We start from the raw sequence: 24,051 nt of genomic DNA, 5'->3' as shown, positions 1-24,051 counted from the left end.
CCGGCTTTTTCTCATCTAACGTAGCGCCGCTCACACCATGCCCCTGGGCACGCTGGACCGCACCGCGCCTCCCCTGTTCAACCAGGGACCCTCGGCGCTCAGCAAGCTGATCTTCTTCAGCGCGCTGGCCCTGTTCCTGATGTTGGCGGATGCCCGCTTCAACATCGTGCAGCCGCTGCGCGCCGCGATCGGGGCGGTGCTGTATCCGGTTCAATGGGTGGCCCTCAAGCCGGTGCAGCTGGCGCTCGGCGGCGGCCGCTACCTCGAAGACCTGCAGACCGCACAGGCCAAGGAGGCCGATGCGCGCAAGGCGCTGGCCCTGCAGTCCGAGCGGGCCAGCCAGGCCGACACGCTGGCGCAGGACAACGCGCGCCTGCGCTCGCTGCTGGAACTGCGCCAGACGACGCAGACGCCCGGCCGCGCAGCCGAAGTGCTCTACGACGCCGCCGACCCCTACACGCGCAAGCTCGTGATCGACCAGGGCCTGGCCAACGGCATCGCGGCCGGATCGCCGGTGATCGACGAGCATGGCGTCGTGGGGCAGGTGACGCAGGTCCAGCCCTTCACCAGCGAGATCACGCTGGTGATCGACCGCGACCTGTCGATCCCGGTGCAGAACGTGCGCACGGGCGCGCGCAGCGTGGCCTTCGGGGACGCCAGCGCCCATGGCGGCGGGCTGGAGCTGCGCTTCACGGCCGCCAATGCGGACGTGCAGGAAGGCGACATGCTCACCACCAGCGGGGTCGATGGCGTCTATCCCCCCGGCCTGCCGGTGGCGAAGATCGACCGCATCGATCGCCGCGCCGACTCGGCCTTCGCCCGCATCCACTGCGCGCCGGTGGCCCACGTGACCGCTGCACGCTATGTGCTGGTGCTGGCACCGGTCGGTGTGCAGGCGCCGAAGCCGGCGCCGGTGGCCGAGACGGCGGCGGCCAAGAAGAAGAGCGACAAGACGGACAAGGGCAAGGCGGACAAGGCAGACAGAAGCAAGGCCGAGAGGCCGGCCAAAGCCGAAAACAAGGCCGAGACCAAGGCCGACGGCAAGGCAGACACCAAGGCCGACACCAAGAAGGAAGCCCGCACCCCATGATCATGCGTCCCGGGCACCAGCAGCTGCTGCTGCCGGTCAACCCCTTCTTCCTGTGGTCCAGCCTGATCGTGGCGCTGCTGATCAACATGGTGCCGCTGGGTCGTTTGGCCTGGCTGCCCGACCTGCTGGCGCTGGCAATCGTGTTCTGGAGCGTGCACCAGCCGGCGCGCATCGGCATCGGCGCGGCCTTCGTATTCGGGCTGCTGATGGACGTGCACCAGACGGCGCTCCTGGGACAGCATGCGCTGTCGTACACCACGCTGGGCTTCTTCGCGATCACCATCCACCGGCGCCTGCTGTGGTACCCGCTCTTCTCGCAGGCGCTGCAGGTGCTGCCGCTCTTCGCCATCTCGCACCTGATCGAAGTGGCGATCCGCATGATCGGCGGCGGCATCTTTCCGGGCTGGGAGTTCCTCATTTCGCCGGCCATCGAGGCCGCCCTGTGGCCGCTGGCGAGCCTGCTGCTGCTGGCGCCGCAACGGCGCGCACCCGAGCCCGATGCCAACCGACCGTTGTAACGGCGCCCCAACGTGGCTTATTCGCCTTGTACGCCCCACCCGGGCGGCGTAGGCTTGCGCGCGCTCCATGACCGAACTCCGCAACATCGCTGCCGACCTCGCCCGCTTCAGGCGTCGCGTGTTCGTCATCGGCCTCGTGGTGCTGGTCGCCTTCGGGCTGCTGTGCGCGCGGCTCTTCTTCCTGCAGGTGGTGCGCCACGAAGACCTGGCCGAGCAGGCCGAGAGCAACCGCACGGCCGTGGTGCCGGTGGTGCCCAACCGCGGCCTGATCCTCGACCGCAACGGCATCGTTCTGGCGTCCAACTACTCGGCTTACACGCTCGAGATCACGCCTTCCAAGGCCGGCAGCCTGGAGGACACCATCGACACCCTGGGCGAGGTGGTCGACATCTCGCAGCGTGACCGCCGCCGCTTCAAGCGCCTGCGCGAGGACTCGCGCAGCTTCGACTCGATCCCGATCCGCACCCGACTGAGCGACGAGGAAGTCGCGCGTTTCGCCGCGCAGCGCTATCGCTTCCCGGGGGTCGAGATCAAGGCGCGCCTCTTCCGCAACTACCCCAACGGCGAACTCGCCGCGCACGTGCTGGGCTACATCGGCCGCATCAACCAGCGCGAGAAGACCGCCATGGAGGACTGGAGCGAGGAAGACCAGGCCAACTACAAGGGCACCGACTACATCGGCAAGCTCGGCGTCGAGCAGAGCTACGAAAAAACGCTGCACGGGCTGACCGGCGTCGAGCAGATGGAAACCTCGGCCGGCGGCCGCGCCGTGCGCCGCCTGGGCAGCCATCCCGCCACGCCGGGCAACACGGTGATGCTGTCGCTCGACATCAAGCTGCAGAAGCTTGTCGAAGACATGTTCGGCGAGCGCCGGGGTGCGCTGGTGGCGGTCGACCCGAACACCGGCGAAATCCTGGCCTTCGTGTCCAAGCCCACCTTCGACCCGAACCTGTTCGTCGAAGGCATCGACAGCGAGAGCTGGGCGGCGCTCAACGAATCGATCGACAAGCCGCTGCTGAACCGCGCGCTGCGGGGCACCTACCCGCCGGGCTCCACCTACAAGCCCTTCATGGCCCTCGCCGCGCTGCAGCTCAACAAGCGCGCGCCGAGCGTGGTGGTCAACGATCCCGGCTTCTACACCTTCGGCGGCCATACCTTCCGCAGCCACGAAGGCGGCCTGGGCGGCGTGGACATGCACCGCGCGATCCAGATGTCGAGCAACACCTACTTCTATTCGCTCGCCGTCGAGATGGGGGTGGACACCATCCACGACTTCATGAAGCCGCTGGGCTTCGGCCAGATCACCGGCATCGACCTGAATGGCGAGGTGCGCGGGCTGCTGCCCAGCACCACCTGGAAGCGCGAGGCCTACAAGAAGCCCGAGATGAAGAAGTGGTTCCCGGGCGAAACCGTGTCGCTGGGCATCGGCCAGGGCTACAACAACTTCACCATGCTGCAGCTGGCGATGGCCGAGGCCACGCTGGCCAACGGCGGCGTCAAGCACCGTCCGCACGTCGTCAAGGCCGTCAAGGACACGGTCACCGGCCAGGTCACCGAAGTGGTGCAACCGCCCGGCGAAAACCTCGGCTACGCGCCCAAGAACGTCGACCTGGTGCGCAACGCATTGGTGGCGGTCAACAAGGGCGGCACCGGGACGCGGGTGTTCGCCGGGGCGTCGTACCTGTCGGGGGGCAAGACGGGCACTGCCCAGGCCGTGGCCTGGGGACAGGGCAAGTACAACGCCAAGGCGCTCGAGGAGCACCAGCGCGACCATTCTCTTTTCGCGGCGTATGCGCCAGCCGAGGCGCCGAAGATCGCGGTGGCGATCATCGTCGAGAACGCCGGCTTCGGTGCGGCGGCGGCGGCACCCATCGTGCGGCGGGTGTTCGACTACTGGCTGGCCAACCAGTACCCCAACGAGCAGGACCTGGCGGCCGTGCAGGTCGGCAAGGCCGGCGCGCCCATGGGCAAGCCGCGGGTGGCCAGCGAAATGGGCTGGCCGATCGTGAGCGGGGCTGCCACGGCGCCCTGATCGGGGTGGGCAGGCAGACGCGCACGGCACACCCAAAGAAAAGGCGCCGACCAGCGGCGCCTATCAAAAAAACGGCATCTCGTCCGGATGCCTCTTGTCTTGTCTGTTCTGATTCTTAGAGATGTCTCCTCGGTCCCCCGCGCTGCGGGCAGGCCCGTTTGCGAGTGGCGAGACTTTAGGCGTATGCACCGGGTCAGTGCATCGGGGATTACCCGCCACCCGCAGCAACATCCGGAAACAAGCGGTTCGTTCAGGCGCGCGCCTGGGCGCCCGTTTCCTCTCTGATCCACCCCGCCGCCTTCTCGGCCATCATCAGCGTCGGGCTGTTGGTGTTGCCGCTGGTAATGGTGGGCATGGCACCCGCATCGACCACCCGCAGCCCCGAGACGCCGCGCACCCGCAGGCGCGCATCGAGCACGGCCATGCGATCGTCGTCGGCCCCCATCCTGGTCGTGCCCACGGGGTGGAAGATGGTGGTCGCGATGTCGCCGGCCAGGCGGGCGAGCTCTTCGTCGCTCTGGTACTGCAGGCCGGGCTTCCATTCCTCAGGCGCGTACCGGGCCAGTGCCGGCTGGGCCGCGATGCGCCGCGTGACGCGCAGCGAATCGGCCGCCACCTTGCGGTCTTCCTCGGTGCTCAGGTAGCAGGGCGCGATCGCCGGTGCATCCGTGAAGCGGTGGCTCTTGATGTTCACCGTGCCGCGGCTGGTCGGGTTGAGGTTGCAGACGCTGGCTGTGAAGGCCGGAAAGCTGTGCAGCGGTTCGCCGAAGGCATCGAGCGACAGCGGCTGCACGTGGTATTCGAGATTGGGCCAGGCATGCTCGGGCGAGCTGCGGGTGAAGGCGCCGAGCTGCGACGGCGCCATGCTCATCGGCCCGCTGCGCTTCAGGAGGTACTCGAGGCCGATGCGCGCCTTGCCGAATGACGACGCGGCCAGCACGTTGAGCGTGGGTGCGTCCTTGATCTTGAAGACGGCACGGATCTGCAGGTGGTCCTGCAGATTGGCGCCGACGCCCGGTGCATCGCGCAGCACTTCGATGCCGTGCCGCCGCAGCAGCTCGGCCGGGCCGATGCCGGACAGCTGCAGGATCTGCGGCGAGCCGATGCTGCCGGCGCACAGGATCACCTCGCGCGTCGCATGGGCAACCACCATCTCGTGGCCGTCCCATACCTGCACGCCGTTGCAATGGCGGCGTCCGTCCGGTGCGGTATCGAGCAGCAGGCGAGACACCTGCGCGCCGGTCCACAGCTCGAAGTTGGGCCGGCCGTAGCAGGTGGGCCGCAGGAAGGCCTTGGCGGTGTTCCAGCGCCAGCCGTTCTTCTGGTTGACCTGGAAGTAGCCCACGCCTTCGTTGCTGCCGCGGTTGAAGTCGGTCGAATGCGGGATGCCGGCCTCCTGCGCGGCCTTCGCGAAGGCGTCGAGGATGTCCCAGCGCAGGCGCTGCTTCTCCACCCGCCATTCGCCGCCGGCACCGTGCAGGTCGTCGGCGCCCAGGTAGTAGTCCTCGTGCTGCTTGAAGGCCGGCAGCACGTTGCGCCACTGCCAGGTGTCGTCGCCGGTGATCGCGGCCCACTGGTCGTAGTCGCGCGACTGGCCGCGCATGTAGATCATGCCGTTGATGGACGAAGAGCCGCCCAGCGTCTTGCCGCGCGGATAGCGCAGCGTGCGGCCGTTGAGGCCGGCGTCGGGCTCCGTGCTGTAGAGCCAGTCGGTGCGCGGGTTGCCGATGCAGTAGAGATAGCCGACCGGGATGTGGATCCAGTGGTAGTCGTCCTTGCGGCCGGCCTCGATGAGCAGCACGCGCACGCCCTTGTCGGCGCTCAGGCGGTTGGCCATCAGCGCACCGGCGGTGCCGGCGCCGACGATGACGTAGTCGAAGGTGGTGTCGCTCATGCCTGTTCTGTCTCGCTCTCGTTCGAACCGGCTTCCCGCAGCCGTCCGGCGTTGCGCCGTGGCGGCCATTGTGTGGCAAAGCCCGGCCGATTGCGCGGCGGCCTACGCCGGCGCGCGGCGATCGAACCTTGGACGGTCAAGCGCCGCGGTTACGATGTTGCGGTTTACGCCCCGCAGTCGCACCCCGCCCTCCATGCCCATCGACACCCCGCCGCCCGCTGACGCGCAAGACGTCGACGGCGTGCGTCCGCGCGTCGAGCAGCGCGAGGAGGCTGGCGCACGTTGGACGGTGGCGCGGGGCTGCTGGACAGCGATGGCGATGTCCTCCCAGGCCACCTGGGAGGCACTCGAAAAAAGCCTGAAGGGCGCACCGGCGCAGGACGATCGCGCCTGGGACCTGCGCCCCATCGATCAGCTCGACCACATTGGCGCCCAACTGCTGTGGAACCACTGGCAGCGCGCCTGGCCCGCGCAGCTTGAAATGGAATCGCGCCACAAGGCCGTGCTCGACCAGGTGGCGCAGTACACCTGCAGCGCGCCGGCCGACCCGGGCAAGACGCTGGCCGAGCACCTGCGTTCGTTCGCCCACAACGGGCCGCGCATGATGTTCGTGGCGCGCGATTTCCTGCGGCTGATCGGCCAGCTCACGCTCGACATCGGCCGCCTGCTGCGGGCACCGCACCGTGGGCCCTGGCGCGACTTCTCGGGCCATCTCTATCACTTCGGCGCCACGGCGCTGCCCATCACCGCGCTGGTCGGCTTGCTGATCGGCGTGGTGCTGGCCTACCTGACCTCGCAGCAGCTGCGCCAGTACGGCGGCGAGGCCTTCATCGTCAACATCCTCGGCCTGTCGCTGATCCGCGAGCTGGGGCCGGTGCTGGCCGCGGTGCTGATCGCGGGCCGATCGGGCTCGGCCATCACCGCGCAGATCGGCGTGATGCGCGTGACCGAAGAACTCGACGCCATGCGCGTGATGGGCATTCCGCACGGCTTTCGCCTGGTCATGCCGCGCGTGCTCGCACTGGCCATCGCGATGCCGCTCATCAGCATGTGGACCTCGATGGCGGCGCTCTTCGGCGGCATGATCGCGGCCGATCTTGCGCTGGACATCGGCCCGGCCTACTTCATGAGTGCGCTGCCGCGCGCCGTGCCGCTCACCAACCTGTGGCTGGCGATGGGCAAATCGGCCGTGTTCGGCGTCATGATCGCGTTGATCGCCTGCTACTTCGGCATGAAGGTCAAGCCCAACACCGAGAGCCTGGGGCGCGGCACCACGTCGTCGGTGGTGGCGTCGATCACCATGGTGATCCTGGTGGATGCGCTCTTCGCGGTGCTGTTCAGGGGCGTGGGGTTCAGGGCATGAACGGCGCCACGGCCAGCGGCAACGGACACGACAACGCGCAGGCGGTGGTCGAGATCCGCAAGCTCTGGACGGTGTTCGAATCGCCCGAAGGCGACCAGGTGGTCCACCGCGACCTCGACCTGACGATCCACCGCGGCGAGGTGCTGTCGCTGGTGGGCGGATCCGGCACCGGCAAGACCGTGCTGCTTCGGCAGATCCTCGGCCTGGAGCATCCCGACAAGGGCACCGTCTCGGTTCTCGGCCATCCGCCCGGGCGCCTGAGCGCCACGGGTGCGGCGCAGGTCGGCATGCTGTTCCAGCACGGCGCGCTGTTCTCGGCCTTCAGCGTGCTCGACAACATCGCCTTTCCACTGCGCGAACTCAAGCTGCTGCCGGACGACCTGATCCGCGACGCCGCCCTGGTCAAGCTGCAGATGGTCGGCCTCGATCCGCAGCAGGCGACCAAGAGCCCGTCCGACCTGTCCGGCGGCATGATCAAGCGCGTGGCCCTGGCGCGCGCGCTCATCATGGACCCGCCGCTGCTGCTGCTCGACGAACCCACCGCCGGCCTCGACCCCGAGAGCGCCGACGGCTTCTGCGACCTGCTGCGCAGCATGCACCGCGAGCTGGGGCTCACGGTGGTCATGGTCACGCACGACCTCGACACGCTGTTCGACCTCAGCACGCGCATCGCGGTGCTGGCCGACCAGCGGGTGATCGTCGCGGGCACGGCGCGCGACGTGATCGCGTATCCGCATCCGTTCATCCACGAATACTTTCTCGGCGGCCGCGGCCAGCGCGCCATGGAAGCCCTGCACGAAGGCGCGCCCTCGGCGCTCGTCGCAGGGCACCACGGCACCGGCCCGACCTCCACCCACGAAAGGTAGCTGCCATGGAAAACAAGGCCCACGCCATCGCCGCCGGTGCCTTCGTGCTCGGCCTCATCGCCGCGCTGGTCGCGCTGGTGGTCTGGCTCACGCGCGACAACACGGTGCGCAACGTCTACGAACTCTCCACGCGCGATGCGGTCAGCGGCCTGCAGCCGCAGGCGATGGTGCGCTACCGCGGCATCGCGGTGGGCAAGGTGGCGCTGATCGACTTCGACCCCAAGGTCAAGGGCAACGTGCGCGTGCGCATCACGGTCGACGAGCGGGTGCCGCTCACCACCTCGAGCTTCGCCACGCTGTCCTACCAGGGCGTGACGGGCCTGGCCTTCATCGCGCTCGACGACAAGGGCGAGTCGCAGTCGCCGCTGTCGCCCAACAACGACGATCCGCCGCGCATCCCGCTCAAGCCGTCGGTGCTGGCGCAACTGCAGGACCGCGGCGAGGCCATCATCAACCAGGTCGAAGAGGTGACGAAGCGGGCCAACGTGCTGCTGGGCGACGCCAACCAGAAGCGCATCGCCGATGCGCTGGAGAGCATCGCGCAGGCGACCAACAGCGCCAACCAGCTCACCCGCTCGCTCGACAACACGGTGAAGACCGGTCTCAACCCGGCGCTGGCCGCGCTGCCGCCGCTGATCGACCGCACCAAGGACACCATGGGCACGGTGAAGACGGCGGCCAGCGATGTGTCTCGCGTCTCCAACAACCTGAACGCCACGGTCGGCCGGCTCAATGCCAAAGACGGCCCGATGGACCGCCTGAGCGACGGCACCAAGTCGCTGGCGCAGGCGGTGGACTCCTTCAACGCCGCCACGCTGCCGCGCGTGAACCGGGTGGCCGACGACACCTCGCGCGCGGTGCGCCGCCTGGGCCGCGCGGCCGACGGCATCAACGACAACCCGCAGTCGCTGTTGTTCGGCAACGGCGGTGTCGTGGCCGGGCCCGGCGAGCCCGGCTTCTCCGCGCCTGCTTCCACGCGTCCTTGAACGTGAACACCATGAACGACAACGCACAAGTGCTTTCGCGACCGGTGGCCCGCCGCCGCATGCTGCTGGCCGTGCCGGCTGCCGCGGCGCTCCTTGCCGCGGGCTGTGGCGCGCTGCCCGACAAGCCGAGCCGCACGACGCTCTACGACTTCGGCCCCAATCTCGCTGCCGCGGCGCCTGCGCCTGCCAATGCGGCGCCCTTGCCGCCCATCGTCCTTGCCGAGATCGACGCCAGCACGCGATTGGAGGGCACGCAGCTGCTGTATCGGCTGGGCTATGCCGACAGCAACGAACTGCGCCCCTATGGCCAATCGCGCTGGAGCCTGGCGCCTGGGCAACTGCTGCACCAGCGCCTGCGCGACGCGCTGGCCCAGCGACGCATGGTGGTCGGATCGGAAGAGGCCGCCACGCTCGCGCGCACCGAGGGCCGGGTGCCAGACACCCTGCGCGTGGCGCTCGATGAATTCAGCCACTACTTCGAGTCGCCCACGGGCAGCGTGGGCCTGGTGCGCTTGCGTGCGACGCTGATCCGCAGCGGCGCCGGTGGCGACCGCGTGATGGCGCAGCGCAGCCTGGTCGTCCAGCGGCCGGCGCCCAGCGGCGACGCAGCCGGCGGCGTGAAGGGGCTGGCGGCAGCCAGCGATGCGGCCGTGGCCGAACTCGTCGCCTGGGTCGACCAGGTACGCTGATTCGGCAACTGGCCATGCGCCGCATCGGCCTCATCTCGGACACGCACGGGCTGCTGCGGCCCGAGGCCATCGCTTTTCTGCAGGGGTGCGAACACATCGTGCACGCCGGCGACATCTGCGATCCGCGCATCCTCGATGAACTCGCAGCGATCGCGCCGGTGAGCGCGGTGCGCGGCAACAATGACGTCGGCGCCTGGGCGCGGGCCGTGCCCGAGACCGCGCTGGTGACGCTCGAGGGCCTGCGGCTTTACGTCGTGCACGACATTGCCGACCTCGACATCGACCCGGCCGCCCAGGGCGTGCAGGTCGTCGTTTGCGGGCATTCGCACCGGCCCAAAGCCGAAGCGCGCGACGGCGTCTGGTACGTCAACCCGGGCAGTGCCGGGCCGCCGCGCTTTCGACTGCCGATTTCGGCGGCCGAACTGGTGGTCGAGGGCGGCGGCGTCACGCCTCGCATCGTCGAGCTCGTGAAGCGCTAGCTAGGTGCAGTGCAAGCCGCAGTTCAAGCTTCAGTGCGAGCGTCAATGACCGCGTGACAGTGCCGGAAAGAGCGTGGACAAGCCGTCCGCCATTACCTCTACCGCCAGCGCCGCGAGGATCAGGCCCATCAGCCGCGTCATGACGTTGATGCCGGTCTTGCCCAGCACCCGCGCGATCGGGTCGGCCAGCGAAAAGATGACGCCCGTCGCCAGCCCGACCACGACGCCGTAGCCCACCAGCACCGCGAGTTCCCAATAGTGCTGCGTCTTCTCGGCATAGATCACCATCGTCGACATGGTGGCCGGCCCGGTCAGCAGCGGGATGGTCAGCGGCACTACCGCGATCGAGGCGCCCAGCGAGGCCTTCACTTCCGCGGCGCGGATCTCCTCCTGGTTGCTCTTGGACTCCGCCGGCTGCGCGTTGAGCATGTTGAGCGAGCTGATCAGGAGCAGCATGCCGCCGCCGACCTGGAAGCTGGCGATCGAGATGCCGAAGAAGGCCAGCAGCTGGAGCCCGAGTAGCGCGCTGATCGCGATCACCATGAAGGCGCTGAAGGCCGACGTCCATGCCGTGCGGCTGCGCTGGGCCTCGGTGTAGCCCTGCGTGTAGTGGATGAAGAAGGGCACGATGGCCAGCGGGTTCACGATCGCCAGGAGCGTGATCAGCGGCTTGACGAGGTCCATCGTCGGAGATGCCATCAGCGGCCTCCGGAAACGTCCAGGAAGGTGCCGGTGACGTAGCTCGCTTCGTCCGACAGCAGCCAGACGATGCCGTTGGCCACTTCCTGCGCGCTGCCGACGCGCTTCATGGGCACTTGGCCGGCCAGCTGGAAGGCGCGGTCGGGCATGCCGCCCGAGGCGTGGATTTCGGTGTCGATGAGGCCGGGGCGTACCGCGTTGACGCGGATGCCCTCGTCGGCCACTTCCTTGGCCAGGCCGATGGTGAAGCTGTCGATGGCGCCCTTGCTGGCCGCGTAGTCGACGTACTGGCCCGGCGAGCCGAGCCGGGACGCGGCGCTCGACACATTGACGATGGCACCGCCGCTGCCGCCGTGCCGGGTGCTCATGCGCCGCACCGCCTCGCGCGCGCAGACGAAGCTGCCGATCACGTTGATGCGGAACATGCGGTCGAGCCGCTCGACGCTCATGTCGTCCACGCGCGCCTGCATGTCGACCACGCCGGCGTTGTTGACCAGCGCGCCGAGCGGGCCGAACTTGGCGTCGACCTTCTCGAACATTGCCTTCACCTGGGCCTCGTCGCCCACGTCGGCCTGCACGCTCATGGCGCGGCCGCCGCCGTCGCGGATGGTTCGCACCACCTCGTCGGCGGCCAGCGAATTGCTGGCATAGTTGACGGCCACCGCGAAGCCGCGCTTGGCGGCGATCAGCGCGGCGGCGGCACCGATGCCGCGGCTTGCGCCAGTAATCAAAAGCACCTGATTCAAATCCCGCCTCCTGCACGAAAGCCGTGCCTCAGTTAAAACCGTTCGCGTCGATTACATCACCGAGGAGAGGCTTGTGACTCGCAGCGTCGACTACTACTTCACTCCCCAGAGCCCCTGGACCTACCTCGGGCACCAGCGCTTCGCAGCGCTCGCCAAGGCGACCGGGGCCTCGGTGCGCATTCGGCCGGTGGATTTCGGCGCCATCTTTCCGGTGTCTGGCGGGTTGCCGCTGGGCAAGCGCGCGCCGCAGCGGCAGGCCTACCGGCTGGTGGAACTGGCGCGCTTTTCACACCATCTCGATCTGCCGCTGAACCCGACGCCGAAGTTCTTTCCGGTGGCCGGCGACGATGCAGCCAAGCTGATCATCGCGGTCGACTTGCACGACGGCACGGACGCCGCCATGAAGCTTTGCGGCGCGATATTCGCCGCAGTGTGGACGCAGGAGCGCAACATCGCAGACCCCAAGGTGCTGGATGCACTTGCCGCCGAATGCGAATTGCCGGCCAAGCGCGCCGAGCAATCCTTCAGCCAGGCCGTGCAGGAGCGCTACGAGGAATACACCCAACAGGCCATCGATGCCAGGATCTTCGGTGCGCCGAGCTACGTGGTCGGTGGCGAGATCTTCTGGGGCCAGGACCGGCTGGACTTCGTCGCCCGTGCATTGAACGCGCGCTGAATGCGCCTTGAACGTCGACCCCCCACACACACCGAACGCACGTTGACCATTCATCGAAGCTCCGCCGGGGCTTCATCGAAACAATCCCCCTCACCAACACAGACAGGAGCACTGCCATGGGCCAGTTCATCGACCTCACCGCCAAAGACGGATTCAGCTTTCCCGCTTACGTGGCGGAACCCGCCGGCAAGCCCAAGGGCGCGGTCGTCGTCGTCCAGGAGATCTTCGGCGTCAACTCGCACATCCGCTCGGTGGCCGACGGCTACGCGGCCGACGGCTATCTTGCGGTGGCGCCGGCAACCTTCCATCGCGTCAAGCCCGGTGTCGAACTGGGCTACAGCGAAGACGACATGAAGGCCGGCTTCGCGCTCAAGACCGCGGTCGAGGCCTTGCCGGCACCGGGTGTGCTGCAGGACTTGCAGGCGGCAGTGGAGTACGCCGCGCGCGGCGGCAAGGTGGGCATCGTCGGCTATTGCTGGGGCGGGTTGCTGACCTGGCGCGCCTCGGCCAAGGTGTCCGGCTTGTCGGCTGCCGTGCCCTACTACGGCGGCGGCATGACGACGCCGGAGGAAAGCGCGATCACGCCCAAGGTGCCGGTGCTCGCGCACTTCGGCAACAACGACCATTGGATTCCGCTCGACACGATCGAGACCTTCAAGAAGGCGCATCCTGAAGTGGAGGTGCACGTGTACGAATGCGGCCACGGCTTCAACTGCGACCAGCGCGGCTCCTACGACGCCGGCGCGGCCAAGCTGGCGCGCGAGCGCACGCTGGCCTTCTTCGCCAAGCACCTGGGCTGATGGTGCTCGGCGTGGGCCGGCGGCATTCGATGCGCGTTACCGCGGCCCTGCTGGCGCTGGCGGCCTCCGTCGCAGTGAAGGCTGCGGATTACGGCGGGCCGCTCTTCGATACGCACCTGCACTACAACGTCGAGGCGTGGGACAGGGACACCGGGCCCTACCCGCCGGCCGAAGCGCTCGCGCGCATGCAGCGCAATGGCGTGAAGGCCATCATCGCCAACTCGCGCCCCAACGCGGGCACCCACGCGCTCGCTGCGGCGCGCGAGACGCGCGCGGCCGGCGTGACGGTGGTGCCCTTCGTGCGGCTCTATCGCAACCGCGACGATTACGGCAACTGGTTTCGCGACGAGAGCATCTACGAGATGGTGCAGACCGAACTGGCGCGCGGCACCGCCAGCGGGCCTTATCGCGGTCTGGGCGAGTTTCACCTGTACGACAGCGCGAACGCCAACGGCCCGGTGTCCCGCAAGCTGATGGTGTTGGCGGAAGAAAAGAAGCTGGCCGTTCTCGCGCACGTGGACGATGTGGCGATCGACCTGTTGATGGCGCATTCGCCATCGAAGGGCCAGGGCCTGCGCATCATCTGGGCGCATACGGGCATCGGCGGTCCGCCGGTCGCGCGCGTGCGGGCGCTGCTCGAGCGATATCCGCTGCTGATGGGCGAGCTCTCGTACCGGCCGGGCCTCACCTGCGAAGGCGGCGGGCTCTGCCCCGAGTGGCGGGCGTTGATCCTGCAGTATCCCGGGCGCTTCATGGTTGGCTCCGACACCTGGGTCAACCAGCGCTGGAGCGCCTACGACGAGATCATGGGCGGCTATCGCCGATGGCTGGCCGACCTGCCGGCGGAGGTGGCGCAGCGCATTGCGTGGGGCAACGCGGCGGCGCTCTTCGGGTTGCGCTGAGGGCTTCGTCGGCAACGCGCAATCGCATGGGGCAGTCACGCGATTGCAATTGTTTCGGTTCGAGAAACGCCGCGTCTCGTTTCGGTGCCTTTTCTCGATGTCGTTTGATCGGAAACTTGCTCGCACAGGCCAGCCCCGTGCAGGCCTGATCCGGAACAACTCCATCGAACCCAAGGACCTGACATGAACACCACCCGTTTCCTCGCCATCGCAGCGCTGTCGCTGCTCGGTGCTGCTGGCGCCCAAGCTGAAATCTACGAAGGCGTGCAGGCACCGGTCTCCGGAATGAGCCGCGCCGACGTCGAAGCCGAGGCGGTCCGTACTGCCGCCGCGCCGAACCAGAACGTGGTGCGCGGCTCGCGCGGCGCAGAGGCCTTCAAGTCGGTGGCCGACCCGGAAGCCGTACGCGCCCAGGCCATCGCCACTGCGAACGCGCCCGACCAGAACGTGACCGGCGGCTCGCGCGTCAACAGCCGCGTGATCTCGACCATGAACAACCGCGCCGACGCTCAGCAGCAAGCGCAAAAGCAAGGCGCTTCGACGGCCAAGTAATCGGCAGGCCGCAGAGGCCCGCAAGCATCGATAAATGCGGATGGAAAGCCGGGCAGTGCGAAAGCGCCGCCCGGCTTTTTATTTGTTCCTGGCCAGGTAGCGCTTGCGCCAGAAGACGAGCACCAGCAGCAGCGCGATGCCGGCCATGGACGCCATCGCGATCCAGAAGCCGTCGGCCGCATGCACGAGCGGGATGAATTCGAAGTTCATGCCGAAGATGCCGGCGATGAGGTTGAGCGGCAGGAACACCGCGGTCAGCACCGTGAGCACCCGCATGATGTCGTTGGCCCGATGGCTTTGCACGCTGAAGTGCAGCTGCACCGCGGTCTCTGCGTTCTGCTCGAGCCGCCGCACGTGGTGCACTACGCGCTGGATGTGCTCGAGCACGTCGCGGCTGCGCACGAGGATCAGCTCGCGCTCGCGTGACTCGGCGGGGCCTGCGGGCGAGGGCAGCGTTTCGAAGGCGTCGATCCAGTCCTGGATGGCGGCGCGCTGGTCCTCGCAGATCTCGTCCAGGTGATGCAGCGACTGGCGCGCTTCCATCAGCGCGCTCCAGTTCGTGAAGCGGCTGCGCGGGTCGACCAGCTCGGCCTGCCAGTGGTCGAGCTGGCGGGTCAGGTCGCGACGCAGGTCGAGGTAGGCATCGACGATCAGGTTGATCACCCGCAGCATCAGGTCGGCAGGACTGGTCGGCACGCGTGCCGAGACGGCGCGCACATCGAGCGTGGGCGGCGTCGCGGTGCCGCGGGCTTCGGGCACCACCGCATTCAGCAAGCGGGTGGCGAAGGCGTCACGCACCGAACCGTCTTCGGGGTGCACCGACACGAGCACGCGGTCGAACACCGCGAAGCCCACGGGCCGTGTGTCCACGCGACGCAGCGCCGGCGGTCCGCTACGTGGCGATGGCGTTTCGGTGGCGGCCGGTGCGGGGCCGTTGGCGGCGGCGAGCCGACGGAACACCAGGACGTCGTATTTCGACGTGTAGTCGTAGCGCGAGGGCAACTGGTCGTTGAGCAGGTCGGCCACATGCAGGTCGACCAGGTGGGTTCCGCAGAGCGACTGCAGGGTGCCTTGCACCGCGGCCAGGGACGCGCGCAGCTCGTCGCGCGTGAGCGACAGCCACAGATAACCGGCACAACTGCCCGGCACCGTCAGCGGCGCCAGTTCGGGATGCTCGACGACGCGGCTGCCGCTGACCTCGAAGATGCGCATTCCAACGGCGGCTCAGGGCCTGATCAGCAAACGCGCGGCGTCGAGCGCGAAATAGGTGAGCACGCCATCGGCGCCGGCGCGCTTGAAAGCCAGCAGGCTTTCGAGCATCACCGCGTCATGGTCCAGCCAGCCGTTCTGCGCGGCGGCTTTGAGCATCGCGTATTCGCCGCTGACCTGGTAGGCGAAGGTCGGCACGCGGAACTCGTCTTTCACCCGGCGCACGATGTCGAGATAGGGCATGCCGGGCTTCACCATCACCATGTCGGCGCCCTCGGCGATGTCGATGCCGACCTCGCGCAGCGCCTCGTCGCTGTTGCCCGGGTCCATCTGATAGACCTTCTTGTTGCTCTTGCCGAGATTGGCGGCCGAGCCCACCGCGTCGCGAAAGGGGCCGTAGAAGGCGCTGGCGTACTTGGCGCTGTAGGCCATGATCCGCGTGTGGACGTGGCCGGCCGTCTCCAGGGCGCCGCGGATCGCGCCGATGCGGCCGTCCATCATGTCGCTCGGCGCCACGATGTCGACGCCGGCTTGCGCTTGCACCAGCGCCTGTTTGACGAGTACTTCGACGGTCGGGTCGTTCAGGATGTAGCCGGTGTCGTCGAGCAGCCCGTCCTGGCCGTGGCTGGTGTAGGGGTCGAGCGCGACGTCCGTCATCACGCCGAGTTCGGGAAAATGCGACTTCAACTGGGCGACCACCCGTGGGATCAACCCCTCTGGATTGAAGGCTTCGTCGCCGGCCGGCGTCTTGAGGCCGGCGTCGATCACCGGAAACAACGCCATGACCGGGATGCCCAGCGCCACGCACTGCTCGGCGACCGGAAGCAACTGGTCGAGGCTAAGCCGCTCCACGCCCGGCATCGAGGCCACTGCGTCGCGCTTCTTGGTGCCTTCTTGCACGAACACCGGGTAAATCAAGTCGCTTTGAGTGAGCGTGCGTTCGCGTACCAGCGCGCGCGTGAAGGCATCTCGGCGCAAACGTCGTGGCCGGCTCGAGGGAAACGGAGCGGGGAGAGTCATGGCGAAAATTGTGCCCGAAGTGCTTTCTTGGCCCTGGGGCGCAGCCAAAGAATGTGTGATTTGTAATGCTTTTGAGCTACACAAACTCTGAAATCCGTCAAAAAATTAGAACTGGCTTGATCGGCGTTAATGCCTTTGTTAAATTCCGCGGTGGGCGGCTTGCCGCTCCCCGCTTTTCCTCCCTGAGCGGGTGCCTTGATGTGTGACAGCAAAAGGGCTTCCCAGCCCGGCGTTTTGGCGCCGGGCTTTTTTTTGCCCGGCGCCGGCCCGGCCCGCCAGAGGCCCGCCACTAAACTGCCGCCATGCTCTGGGTCAAGTCGCTGCACATCGTTTTCGTCGTGAGCTGGTTCGCCGGCCTGTTCTACCTTCCGCGCATCTTCGTGAACCTGGCGATGGTGCCGCCCGAATCCGTGGCCGAACGTGAGCGCCTGCTCCTCATGGCTCGCAAGCTGTTGCGCTTCACCACCTTCCTGGCCGTGGCGGCTGTCGGCTTCGGGCTGTGGCTCTGGATGGGTTACGGCATCGGGCGCGGCCCCGGCAACGGATGGATGCATGCCAAGCTGGCACTGGTGCTGATCGTCATCGGATACCACCATGGCTGCGGCGTTCTCCTGCGCAAGTTCGTGGCGGGCCAAAGCCGGCGCAGCGATCGCTGGTTCCGGTGGTTCAACGAGGCGCCGGTGCTGCTCCTGCTGGCAATCGTGGTGCTGGTGGTGGTCAAGCCTTTCTGATCGGTGGCCCATTCGCACAAGTCCGCAGCGCTGCCGCTTGCGCTTGCTTACGCGGCGCTGATCGTCTACGCCAGCCTCTATCCGTTCGCCGACTGGCGTGACCAGGGCATCGCGCCCTGGTCCTTTCTTGCGGCTTCTTGGCCGAAGTATTGGACGGGCTTCGATTTCGGCATCAACGTGGCCGGCTACGTGCCGCTGGGTTTTCTGACCGCCATCGCCGTGCTGCGCACCTGGCCCGGCACCGGGCCGGTGCGCGCAGTGTTGGCCGCGACGCTGATGGGCGCGGCGATGTCGTTCGCGATGGAAGCTCTGCAGAGCTACCTGCCCGCACGCATTCCGTCCAATGTGGACCTCGGCCTCAACAGCGTGGGCGTTCTGGTGGGCGCCGTGCTGGCAGCGGCGCTGGAGCGACTGGGCGCGGTGGCGCACTGGCACCGGACGCGCTCCGACTGGTTCTTCGAGGATTCGCGCGGGGCGCTGGTGCTGCTTGCGCTCTGGCCGCCGGCACTGCTGTTCCCCGCGGCGGTCACCTTCGGGTTGGGGCAGGTCTTCGAGCGGCTCGAAGCAGCGATTTCCGAATGGCTGCTCGACACGCCCTTCATCGACTGGCTGCCCGTGCGGCAGTTCGAGCTGGAGCCCCTGGTGCCGGGCGTCGAATTGCTGTGCGTTCTGCTTGGCGCGCTGGTGCCTTGCCTGCTGGCTTTTCTCGTGACGCGCCAGATCAGGCGTCGGGCGGTGCTGCTGCCGCTGGTGCTTCTGGCCGGTATCGCGGCATCCGCGTTGTCGGCGGCGCTGAGCTACGGTCCCGAGCACGCCTGGGCCTGGCTCAGCTTGCCCGTGCAGATCGGCATCGCTGCCTCGTTCTTCGTGGGCGTCGTCTTGCTGCCTGCGCCTCGCAGGCTGTGCGCTGCCCTGCTGATCGTTGCGCTGGTGGTGCACCTCAGCCTGCTCAACCAGGCGCCGGAAAGCGCGTACTTCGCCCAGACGCTGGCGACCTGGGAGCAGGGGCGCTTCATCCGCTTTCACGGTCTGGCGCAATGGCTCGGGTGGCTCTGGCCCTTCGCTGCGCTGGCTTACGTGCTCGCGGCACTGTCGCGCCGCGCGCGACCCTGACGAGCGCGCGCCTGGAGCAGCTCAATAGAATGGGCCGATGTCCAGTTCCAGCACGGTGCCCGAGCACGGCTACTACGGCCGCCACATCTTCTTCTGCCTGAACGAGCGTACCAACGGTGAGGACTCCTGTTCGCACCACAACGCGCAGCAGGGCTTCGCGCGGTGCAAGGCGCGCGTCAAGGAGGCGGGTTTGGCCGGCCCCGGCAAGGTGCGGGTCAACAAGGCCGGCTGCCTCGACCGTTGCGCCGGCGGCCCGGTGGCCGTGGTTTATCCGGACGCCGTCTGGTACACGTTCGTCGACGAGGAGGACATCGACGAGATCGTCGATTCGCACCTGCGCGACGGCCAAGTGGTCGAGCGGCTGTTGCTCCCCCCTGACGTGGGACGTTGACGCGCCATGAACTCACAAACCGAGAAGCTCACGCTCCGGGGTGCCGCCGGCGCCATCGCCGCACTGCGCGACCCCGCTGCCGAGGGAGTTCCCGCGCGCGGCGTGGCGGTGATCGCCCATCCGCACCCGCTCTTCGGCGGCACCATGGACAACAAGGTCGTGCAGACCCTGGCACGCGCGTTCATCGCGTGCGGCTGGACTGCCGTTCGCTTCAACTTCCGCGGCGTCGGCGGCAGCGAGGGCGTGCACGACGAGGGCCGCGGCGAACGTGAAGACATGCAGAAGGTGATCGAGCAGGTGGCGCCGGAAGGTCCGCTTGCGATCGCCGGCTTTTCCTTCGGCGCCTTCGTCGCCAGCTGCACGGCCGCGCCGCTTTGGGCGCAGCGCGACATCAAGCAGGTGGTGCTCGTGGGCACGGCAGCTGCCCGCTTCTCGGTGGCGGCGCTGCCGCCGGAGGCACATGAGCGAACGCTGGTCGTGCACGGCGAAAGCGACGACACGGTGCCATTGGCCGCAGTCATGGACTGGGCTCGGCCGCAGTCACTTCCTGTTACGGTCGTTCCCGGGGGCGGCCATTTCTTTCACGGACAATTGCCGCTGCTCAAAGGTCTGGTCGTGCGCCATCTGCGCGCCGGCTAGTGGTTGTTTCTTCCCACATCTCCATGAATCGTCTTCTCGGCGCGCTGCGCGCCTTCGCGGCCGCTGCTGCCGCATCCTTTTGCCTGACTGCCTTCGCGCAAGTGCCGCAGCCACCCGAGGTCGCTGCGCGCAGCTACCTGTTGATGGACGTGACGGCCAATCAGCTGCTCGCGCAAAAGGATGTCGACACGCCGGTGGAGCCGGCGTCGCTCACCAAGCTGATGTCGGCCTATCTGGTCTTCGATGCGCTCAAGGCCAAGAAGATCACGTTGCAGCAGACCCTGCCGGTCAGCACCCGTGCCTGGAAGATGCCCGGCTCGCGCATGTTCATCGACCCGAAGATGCAAGTGCCGGTGGAAGACCTGATCAAGGGCCTGATCGTCCAGTCGGGCAACGACGCAACCGTCGCGTTGGCCGAAGGCGTGGGAGGCACGGTCGAGCATTTCGTCGAACTCATGAATGAGCAGGCCAAGGCGCTCGGCATGAAGAACACGGCGTACAAGAACCCTGAGGGGCTCACCGCACCGGGCCACACCACGACCGCGCGTGACCTGAGCATCCTGGCGACCCGCCTGATGCGCGACTTCCCCGACTACGTTCACTATTACTCGATCAAGAAGTACCGCTACCCGGGCACGCCGTCGACCAACGACACCAATCGCAACCTGCTGCTGTTTCGCGATCCCACGGTCGACGGCCTCAAGACGGGCCATACCGACGCGGCGGGCTATTGCATGATCGTCACGTCGAAGCGCGACTTTCCGAATCTCGGCGGCGGACGTCGCCTGCTGTCGATCGTGCTCGGTGCCTCGAGCGAGAACGCGCGCGCCAACGAGTCGCAGAAGCTGCTGAACTGGGGCTACACCGCCTATGACGCGGTTCGCCTGTTCGACGCCAACCAGCCCGTCGCCACGCCGCAGGTGTGGAAGGGCAAGGAAAACACCGTCAAGCTCGGGCGCACGGAGCCGATCGTCGTGGCCGTACCCGCGGGGTCGGCCAGCAAGATCAAGACCCAGGTGGCGCGGCCCGATCCATTGGTCGCGCCGTTCGCGCGGAACCAGCCGCTGGGCTCGCTGAAGATCACCCTGGCTGATCAGCCCGTCGCGGACGTGCCGCTGGTCGCGTTGGAGCCGGTCGAGCAGGCTGGTGTGCTCGGGCGCGCGTGGGACGCCGTCCGTCTCTGGATCAAATAGCTCGGCCTTCGAGGCCAGTGCTATACTCGCGGGCTTTTCGGAAAAATCCGAAGGGTTTCACGTTTTCGTCATTCCCCGGTAGCCTCATGTCACGGTGAGGTATGCAGCCGGGGTGTTTTGGGACTAATTCATTCATGCCAACCATCAATCAACTGGTGCGCCAGGGCCGCGAGGTCGAAAAGACCAAGTCGAAGAGCCCTGCCATGCAGAACTCGCCGCAACGACGCGGTGTCTGCACCCGGGTCTACACCACGACCCCCAAGAAGCCGAACTCGGCGCTTCGTAAAGTCGCCAAAGTCCGCTTGACCAACGGCTTCGAAGTCATCTCCTACATCGGCGGCGAAGGCCACAACCTGCAAGAGCACAGCGTCGTGCTGGTTCGCGGCGGTCGGGTCAAGGATCTGCCGGGTGTTCGCTACCACATCGTGCGCGGTTCGCTGGACCTGCAGGGCGTGAAGGATCGCAAGCAATCGCGTTCCAAGTACGGCGCAAAGCGCCCCAAGAAGGCCTGAGCCTTCCTGTCGTCATTCAACGGTGTTCGGCGTGCCCATTGCGGTGCATCGAGCGAAGTGACCCGGTGTCGGGTCGAGTAAGTGAGGGCCCTTGTCGGTTCTCGCGGTGCCGGAAGCGGTGCCAACTGAAGCAAAGAGGTTAGAGAAATGCCACGTCGTCGCGAAGTCCCCAAACGTGAAATCCTGCCGGATCCCAAGTACGGCAATGTCGAGCTGTCCAAATTCATGAACGTGATCATGGAAGGCGGCAAGAAGGCGGTAGCCGAGCGCATCATCTATGGCGCGCTCGACCAGATCGAAAAGAAGAACCCGGGCAAGGATCCGCTCGAGGCCTTCACGATCGCCATCAACAACGTCAAGCCGATGGTCGAAGTCAAGTCGCGCCGCGTCGGTGGCGCGAACTACCAGGTTCCCGTGGAAGTGCGCCCGGTGCGCCGTTTGGCGCTGTCGATGCGCTGGATCAAGGAAGCCGCCCGCAAGCGCGGCGAGAAGTCGATGGCCCTTCGCTTGGCCAACGAGCTCATGGAGGCCACGGAAGGCCGCGGCGGCGCCATGAAGAAGCGCGACGAAGTGCATCGCATGGCCGAGGCCAACAAGGCCTTCAGCCACTTCCGCTTCTAAGAACCAAGCCCTAGTCAAACAGGCTGGAAGCCCGACCCACCGATGCCGGGGGGCGGGCTTTCATCCGTTAACGGAGTAATTTTCATGTCCCGCAAGACCCCCATCGAGCGCTACCGCAACATCGGTATTTCTGCGCACATCGACGCCGGCAAGACCACCACCACCGAGCGCATCCTGTTCTACACCGGTGTGAACCACAAGATCGGTGAAGTGCACGACGGCGCCGCCACGATGGACTGGATGGAGCAGGAGCAAGAGCGCGGCATCACCATCACCTCGGCTGCGACCACGTGCTTCTGGAAGGGCATGGCGCAAAACTTCCCCGAGCACCGCATCAACATCATCGACACCCCCGGCCACGTGGACTTCACCATCGAGGTCGAGCGCTCCATGCGCGTGCTCGACGGTGCCGTGATGGTTTACGACGCCGTCGGCGGCGTGCAGCCTCAGTCGGAAACCGTCTGGCGTCAAGCCAACAAGTACCGCGTGCCCCGTCTTGCATTCGTCAACAAGATGGACCGCACGGGCGCCAACTTCCTGCGCGTCCGCCAGATGATGATCGATCGCCTGAAGGCCAACCCGGTCGTGATCCAGATCCCGATCGGTGCCGAAGACAAGTTCCGCGGCATCGTCGACCTGGTGAAGATGAAGGCCATCATCTGGGACGAAGACAAGGGCGTGACCTTCACCTACGGTGATATTCCGGCCGACCTGGTCGATGTCTGCAACGAATACCACGAGAAGCTCGTGGAAGCCGCTGCCGAATCCAGTGAAGACCTGATGAACAAATACCTCGAAGGCGAGAAGCTTTCCGAGGAAGAAATCAAGACGGCCATCCGTCAGCGCACCATTGCAGGCGAAATCCAGCCGATGCTGTGCGGCTCGGCCTTCAAGAACAAGGGCGTGCAGGCGATGCTCGACGCAGTCATCGAATACATGCCCGCGCCGACCGATATTCCCCCGGTGGCCGGCACCGACGAAGACGAAGCGCCGGTCGTTCGCAAGGCCGACGACGAAGAGAAGTTCTCTGCCCTTGCGTTCAAGCTGATGACCGACCCCTTCGTGGGTCAGCTGACCTTCGTGCGCGTGTACTCGGGCGTTCTGTCCAAGGGCGACAGCGTCTACAACCCAGTCCGTGGCAAGAAGGAACGCATCGGCCGTATCGTGCAGATGCATGCCAACAACCGCGAAGAAGTCAGCGAAATCCGCGCTGGCGACATCGCTGCGTGCGTGGGCTTGAAGGAAGTCACCACGGGCGAAACCCTGTGCGATCCGGCTGCCATCGTCATGCTCGAGCGCATGGTGTTCCCCGAATCGGTGATCTCGCAGGCCGTCGAGCCCAAGACCAAGGCCGACCAGGAAAAGATGGGCATTGCCCTGCAGCGCCTCGCGCAGGAAGATCCGTCGTTCCGCGTCAAGACCGACGAAGAATCCGGCCAGACCATCATCTCGGGGATGGGCGAGCTGCACCTCGAAATCATCGTCGACCGCATGAAGCGCGAGTTCGGCGTCGAAGCCAACGTCGGCAAGCCGCAGGTGGCCTACCGCGAAACCATCCGCAAGACCGTCGAGGAAGCGGAAGGCAAGTTCGTGCGCCAGTCCGGCGGCAAAGGCCAGTACGGCCACGTCGTGCTCAAGATCGAGCCGCAGGAAGCCGGCAAGGGCTTCGAGTTCGTCGACGCCATCAAGGGCGGCGTGGTGCCGCGCGAGTACATCCCCGCGGTGGAAAAGGGCGTGCAAGAGGCGCTGACGCAAGGTGTGCTGGCTGGCTATCCGGTCGTGGACGTCAAGGTCACGCTTCACTTCGGCTCGTACCACGACGTGGACTCGAACGAAATGGCGTTCAAGATGGCCGCTATCTTCGGTTTCAAGGAAGGCGCCCGCAAAGCCAACCCTGTCATCCTCGAGCCGATGATGGCTGTGGAGGTCGAGACGCCTGAAGACTACGCCGGCAACGTGATGGGCGACCTGTCCTCACGCCGCGGCATGGTCCAGGGCATGGAAGACATGGTGGGCGGCGGCAAGGCCATCAAGGCAGAGGTTCCGCTGTCCGAGATGTTCGGCTACTCGACCACCCTGCGTTCGATGTCGCAAGGTCGCGCCACGTACACGATGGAATTCAAGCAGTACGCGGAAGCCCCGCGCAACGTTGCCGAAGCCATCGTCGCTGCGCGCACCAAGTAAGCGTGTGATTCGAGCGAGGGTGGCCCGGCCGCCTTCGCTCTTCCAAGTTCTGTCTGCGATCTCGTGCCCTTCGTTGCCCGTGGCGAAGGAATCAGCAACAAGGTGCAGACGTAAAACCAACACACGGGCCTGCTCTTTCAAGGATT

Annotated in this window: 25 protein-coding genes; 20 read left to right on the top strand and 5 right to left on the bottom strand. The window is 66.7% G+C overall.

All coding sequences use genetic code 11. The features are described from left to right. Positions 1-37: 37 nt before the first annotated feature. From mreC to mrdA, 3 genes are all read left to right on the top strand, one after another. Positions 38-1,090: a rod shape-determining protein MreC gene (gene mreC, locus B0W80_RS27740; RefSeq protein ID WP_083745679.1), complete on the top strand. Its 1,053-nt coding sequence runs from the start codon at positions 38-40 to the stop codon at positions 1,088-1,090. Continuing rightward, positions 1,087-1,608, top strand: a complete 522-nt coding sequence (gene mreD / locus B0W80_RS27735; protein WP_077002381.1) for a rod shape-determining protein MreD — start codon at positions 1,087-1,089, stop codon at positions 1,606-1,608. The genes mreC and mreD overlap by 4 nt, the downstream gene beginning before the upstream one ends. Before the next feature lie 67 nt (positions 1,609-1,675). Continuing rightward, positions 1,676-3,640: a penicillin-binding protein 2 gene (gene mrdA / locus B0W80_RS27730; protein WP_077002380.1), complete on the top strand. Its 1,965-nt coding sequence runs from the start codon at positions 1,676-1,678 to the stop codon at positions 3,638-3,640. Positions 3,641-3,890: 250 nt separating this feature from the next. Here mrdA and B0W80_RS27725 read toward each other — a convergent pair whose 3' ends face one another. Beyond that, complete coding sequence (locus tag B0W80_RS27725; RefSeq protein WP_077002379.1) at positions 3,891-5,534, bottom strand: GMC family oxidoreductase; 1,644 nt, start codon at positions 5,532-5,534, stop codon at positions 3,891-3,893. Positions 5,535-5,727: 193 nt separating this feature from the next. Between B0W80_RS27725 and B0W80_RS27720 the strand changes: the two genes are divergently transcribed. Genes B0W80_RS27720 through B0W80_RS27700 form a run of 5 tightly spaced genes read left to right on the top strand, consistent with a single transcriptional unit; the run spans position 5,728 to position 9,917 of the window. Next, positions 5,728-6,897: an ABC transporter permease gene (locus B0W80_RS27720; protein ID WP_077002378.1), complete on the top strand. Its 1,170-nt coding sequence runs from the start codon at positions 5,728-5,730 to the stop codon at positions 6,895-6,897. Continuing rightward, complete coding sequence (locus tag B0W80_RS27715) at positions 6,894-7,763, top strand: ABC transporter ATP-binding protein (protein ID WP_083745678.1); 870 nt, start codon at positions 6,894-6,896, stop codon at positions 7,761-7,763. Before B0W80_RS27720 ends, B0W80_RS27715 begins: the two co-directional genes overlap by 4 nt. 5 nt (positions 7,764-7,768) lie before the next feature. Beyond that, complete coding sequence (locus tag B0W80_RS27710; RefSeq protein ID WP_077002377.1) at positions 7,769-8,749, top strand: MlaD family protein; 981 nt, start codon at positions 7,769-7,771, stop codon at positions 8,747-8,749. Between the two features lie 11 nt (positions 8,750-8,760). Then, positions 8,761-9,438, top strand: coding sequence for an ABC-type transport auxiliary lipoprotein family protein (locus B0W80_RS27705; RefSeq protein WP_373039156.1), 678 nt, complete (start codon positions 8,761-8,763; stop codon positions 9,436-9,438). A gap of 14 nt (positions 9,439-9,452) precedes the next feature. Beyond that, positions 9,453-9,917, top strand: coding sequence for a metallophosphoesterase family protein (locus tag B0W80_RS27700; protein ID WP_077002376.1), 465 nt, complete (start codon positions 9,453-9,455; stop codon positions 9,915-9,917). Positions 9,918-9,959: 42 nt separating this feature from the next. Here the strand turns inward: B0W80_RS27700 and B0W80_RS27695 are convergent, their stop codons facing one another. Both B0W80_RS27695 and B0W80_RS27690 read right to left on the bottom strand, forming a co-directional pair. After that, the gene (locus B0W80_RS27695; RefSeq protein ID WP_077002391.1) at positions 9,960-10,601 is read right to left on the bottom strand and encodes a MarC family protein; all 642 of its coding nucleotides are present in this window, start codon (positions 10,599-10,601) and stop codon (positions 9,960-9,962) included. A gap of 14 nt (positions 10,602-10,615) precedes the next feature. Further along, the gene (locus tag B0W80_RS27690) at positions 10,616-11,362 is read right to left on the bottom strand and encodes an SDR family oxidoreductase (RefSeq protein WP_077002375.1); all 747 of its coding nucleotides are present in this window, start codon (positions 11,360-11,362) and stop codon (positions 10,616-10,618) included. 73 nt (positions 11,363-11,435) lie between these two features. On the opposite strand from B0W80_RS27690, the gene B0W80_RS27685 reads away from it, so the two are divergent. The 4 genes from B0W80_RS27685 to B0W80_RS27670 all read left to right on the top strand — a co-directional run bounded on the left by B0W80_RS27685 (position 11,436) and on the right by B0W80_RS27670 (position 14,292). Further along, positions 11,436-12,038, top strand: a complete 603-nt coding sequence (locus tag B0W80_RS27685) for a 2-hydroxychromene-2-carboxylate isomerase (protein WP_077002374.1) — start codon at positions 11,436-11,438, stop codon at positions 12,036-12,038. 116 nt (positions 12,039-12,154) lie between these two features. Beyond that, positions 12,155-12,838, top strand: coding sequence for a dienelactone hydrolase family protein (locus tag B0W80_RS27680; protein ID WP_077002373.1), 684 nt, complete (start codon positions 12,155-12,157; stop codon positions 12,836-12,838). A gap of 29 nt (positions 12,839-12,867) precedes the next feature. Next, positions 12,868-13,740: an amidohydrolase gene (locus B0W80_RS27675; RefSeq protein WP_083745681.1), complete on the top strand. Its 873-nt coding sequence runs from the start codon at positions 12,868-12,870 to the stop codon at positions 13,738-13,740. 183 nt (positions 13,741-13,923) lie between these two features. Continuing rightward, the gene (locus B0W80_RS27670) at positions 13,924-14,292 is read left to right on the top strand and encodes a DUF4148 domain-containing protein (protein WP_077002371.1); all 369 of its coding nucleotides are present in this window, start codon (positions 13,924-13,926) and stop codon (positions 14,290-14,292) included. Between the two features lie 78 nt (positions 14,293-14,370). Here B0W80_RS27670 and B0W80_RS27665 read toward each other — a convergent pair whose 3' ends face one another. Both B0W80_RS27665 and hemB read right to left on the bottom strand, forming a co-directional pair. Further along, positions 14,371-15,504: a magnesium transporter CorA family protein gene (locus B0W80_RS27665; protein ID WP_077002370.1), complete on the bottom strand. Its 1,134-nt coding sequence runs from the start codon at positions 15,502-15,504 to the stop codon at positions 14,371-14,373. A gap of 12 nt (positions 15,505-15,516) precedes the next feature. Further along, positions 15,517-16,521: a porphobilinogen synthase gene (gene hemB / locus B0W80_RS27660; RefSeq protein ID WP_077002369.1), complete on the bottom strand. Its 1,005-nt coding sequence runs from the start codon at positions 16,519-16,521 to the stop codon at positions 15,517-15,519. A 302-nt stretch (positions 16,522-16,823) separates the two neighbouring features. Here hemB and B0W80_RS27655 point away from each other — a divergent pair, with 302 nt between their 5' ends. From B0W80_RS27655 to fusA, 8 genes are all read left to right on the top strand, one after another. Further along, positions 16,824-17,252 carry a CopD family protein gene (locus B0W80_RS27655; RefSeq protein WP_077002368.1) on the top strand — a complete coding sequence of 143 codons (429 nt, stop codon included), beginning with the start codon at positions 16,824-16,826 and terminating at the stop codon, positions 17,250-17,252. A gap of 3 nt (positions 17,253-17,255) precedes the next feature. Further along, complete coding sequence (locus tag B0W80_RS27650; protein ID WP_077002367.1) at positions 17,256-18,365, top strand: VanZ family protein; 1,110 nt, start codon at positions 17,256-17,258, stop codon at positions 18,363-18,365. A 37-nt stretch (positions 18,366-18,402) separates the two neighbouring features. Then, positions 18,403-18,756, top strand: coding sequence for a ferredoxin (locus B0W80_RS27645; protein WP_077002366.1), 354 nt, complete (start codon positions 18,403-18,405; stop codon positions 18,754-18,756). Between the two features lie 6 nt (positions 18,757-18,762). After that, positions 18,763-19,395, top strand: coding sequence for an alpha/beta hydrolase (locus B0W80_RS27640; RefSeq protein ID WP_077002365.1), 633 nt, complete (start codon positions 18,763-18,765; stop codon positions 19,393-19,395). 23 nt (positions 19,396-19,418) lie between these two features. After that, positions 19,419-20,588 carry a D-alanyl-D-alanine carboxypeptidase family protein gene (locus B0W80_RS27635; protein WP_077002364.1) on the top strand — a complete coding sequence of 390 codons (1,170 nt, stop codon included), beginning with the start codon at positions 19,419-19,421 and terminating at the stop codon, positions 20,586-20,588. Positions 20,589-20,722: 134 nt separating this feature from the next. Beyond that, complete coding sequence (rpsL, locus tag B0W80_RS27630) at positions 20,723-21,100, top strand: 30S ribosomal protein S12 (protein WP_017759704.1); 378 nt, start codon at positions 20,723-20,725, stop codon at positions 21,098-21,100. A 147-nt stretch (positions 21,101-21,247) separates the two neighbouring features. Further along, on the top strand, positions 21,248-21,721 hold the full coding sequence (gene rpsG / locus B0W80_RS27625) for a 30S ribosomal protein S7 (RefSeq protein ID WP_077002363.1): 474 nt from the start codon (positions 21,248-21,250) through the stop codon (positions 21,719-21,721). An 84-nt stretch (positions 21,722-21,805) separates the two neighbouring features. Continuing rightward, positions 21,806-23,905, top strand: a complete 2,100-nt coding sequence (gene fusA, locus B0W80_RS27620) for an elongation factor G (RefSeq protein ID WP_077002362.1) — start codon at positions 21,806-21,808, stop codon at positions 23,903-23,905. The last annotated feature ends 146 nt before the right edge of the window (positions 23,906-24,051 follow it).

The organism is Variovorax sp. KK3 (genome assembly GCF_001984055.1).
Classification (GTDB): Bacteria; Pseudomonadota; Gammaproteobacteria; order Burkholderiales; family Burkholderiaceae_C; genus Variovorax.
The sequence above is the reverse complement of the archived record's forward strand: the minus strand, read 5'-3'. Positions and strand labels throughout refer to the sequence as shown.

Coding starts and splice junctions, on each gene's coding strand:
- mrdA (WP_077002380.1), top strand. CDS start 1,676: ATGACCGAACTCCGCAACATCGCTGCCGACCTCGCCCGCTTCAGGCGT.
- B0W80_RS27655 (WP_077002368.1), top strand. CDS start 16,824: ATGCTCTGGGTCAAGTCGCTGCACATCGTTTTCGTCGTGAGCTGGTTC.
- B0W80_RS27725 (WP_077002379.1), bottom strand. CDS start 5,534: ATGAGCGACACCACCTTCGACTACGTCATCGTCGGCGCCGGCACCGCC.
- B0W80_RS27680 (WP_077002373.1), top strand. CDS start 12,155: ATGGGCCAGTTCATCGACCTCACCGCCAAAGACGGATTCAGCTTTCCC.
- B0W80_RS27720 (WP_077002378.1), top strand. CDS start 5,728: ATGCCCATCGACACCCCGCCGCCCGCTGACGCGCAAGACGTCGACGGC.
- mreC (WP_083745679.1), top strand. CDS start 38: ATGCCCCTGGGCACGCTGGACCGCACCGCGCCTCCCCTGTTCAACCAG.
- B0W80_RS27635 (WP_077002364.1), top strand. CDS start 19,419: ATGAATCGTCTTCTCGGCGCGCTGCGCGCCTTCGCGGCCGCTGCTGCC.
- B0W80_RS27700 (WP_077002376.1), top strand. CDS start 9,453: ATGCGCCGCATCGGCCTCATCTCGGACACGCACGGGCTGCTGCGGCCC.
- B0W80_RS27675 (WP_083745681.1), top strand. CDS start 12,868: ATGCGCGTTACCGCGGCCCTGCTGGCGCTGGCGGCCTCCGTCGCAGTG.
- B0W80_RS27640 (WP_077002365.1), top strand. CDS start 18,763: ATGAACTCACAAACCGAGAAGCTCACGCTCCGGGGTGCCGCCGGCGCC.
- B0W80_RS27710 (WP_077002377.1), top strand. CDS start 7,769: ATGGAAAACAAGGCCCACGCCATCGCCGCCGGTGCCTTCGTGCTCGGC.
- mreD (WP_077002381.1), top strand. CDS start 1,087: ATGATCATGCGTCCCGGGCACCAGCAGCTGCTGCTGCCGGTCAACCCC.
- B0W80_RS27665 (WP_077002370.1), bottom strand. CDS start 15,504: ATGCGCATCTTCGAGGTCAGCGGCAGCCGCGTCGTCGAGCATCCCGAA.
- rpsG (WP_077002363.1), top strand. CDS start 21,248: ATGCCACGTCGTCGCGAAGTCCCCAAACGTGAAATCCTGCCGGATCCC.
- B0W80_RS27645 (WP_077002366.1), top strand. CDS start 18,403: ATGTCCAGTTCCAGCACGGTGCCCGAGCACGGCTACTACGGCCGCCAC.
- B0W80_RS27715 (WP_083745678.1), top strand. CDS start 6,894: ATGAACGGCGCCACGGCCAGCGGCAACGGACACGACAACGCGCAGGCG.
- B0W80_RS27695 (WP_077002391.1), bottom strand. CDS start 10,601: ATGGACCTCGTCAAGCCGCTGATCACGCTCCTGGCGATCGTGAACCCG.
- fusA (WP_077002362.1), top strand. CDS start 21,806: ATGTCCCGCAAGACCCCCATCGAGCGCTACCGCAACATCGGTATTTCT.
- rpsL (WP_017759704.1), top strand. CDS start 20,723: ATGCCAACCATCAATCAACTGGTGCGCCAGGGCCGCGAGGTCGAAAAG.
- B0W80_RS27705 (WP_373039156.1), top strand. CDS start 8,761: ATGAACGACAACGCACAAGTGCTTTCGCGACCGGTGGCCCGCCGCCGC.
- B0W80_RS27670 (WP_077002371.1), top strand. CDS start 13,924: ATGAACACCACCCGTTTCCTCGCCATCGCAGCGCTGTCGCTGCTCGGT.
- hemB (WP_077002369.1), bottom strand. CDS start 16,521: ATGACTCTCCCCGCTCCGTTTCCCTCGAGCCGGCCACGACGTTTGCGC.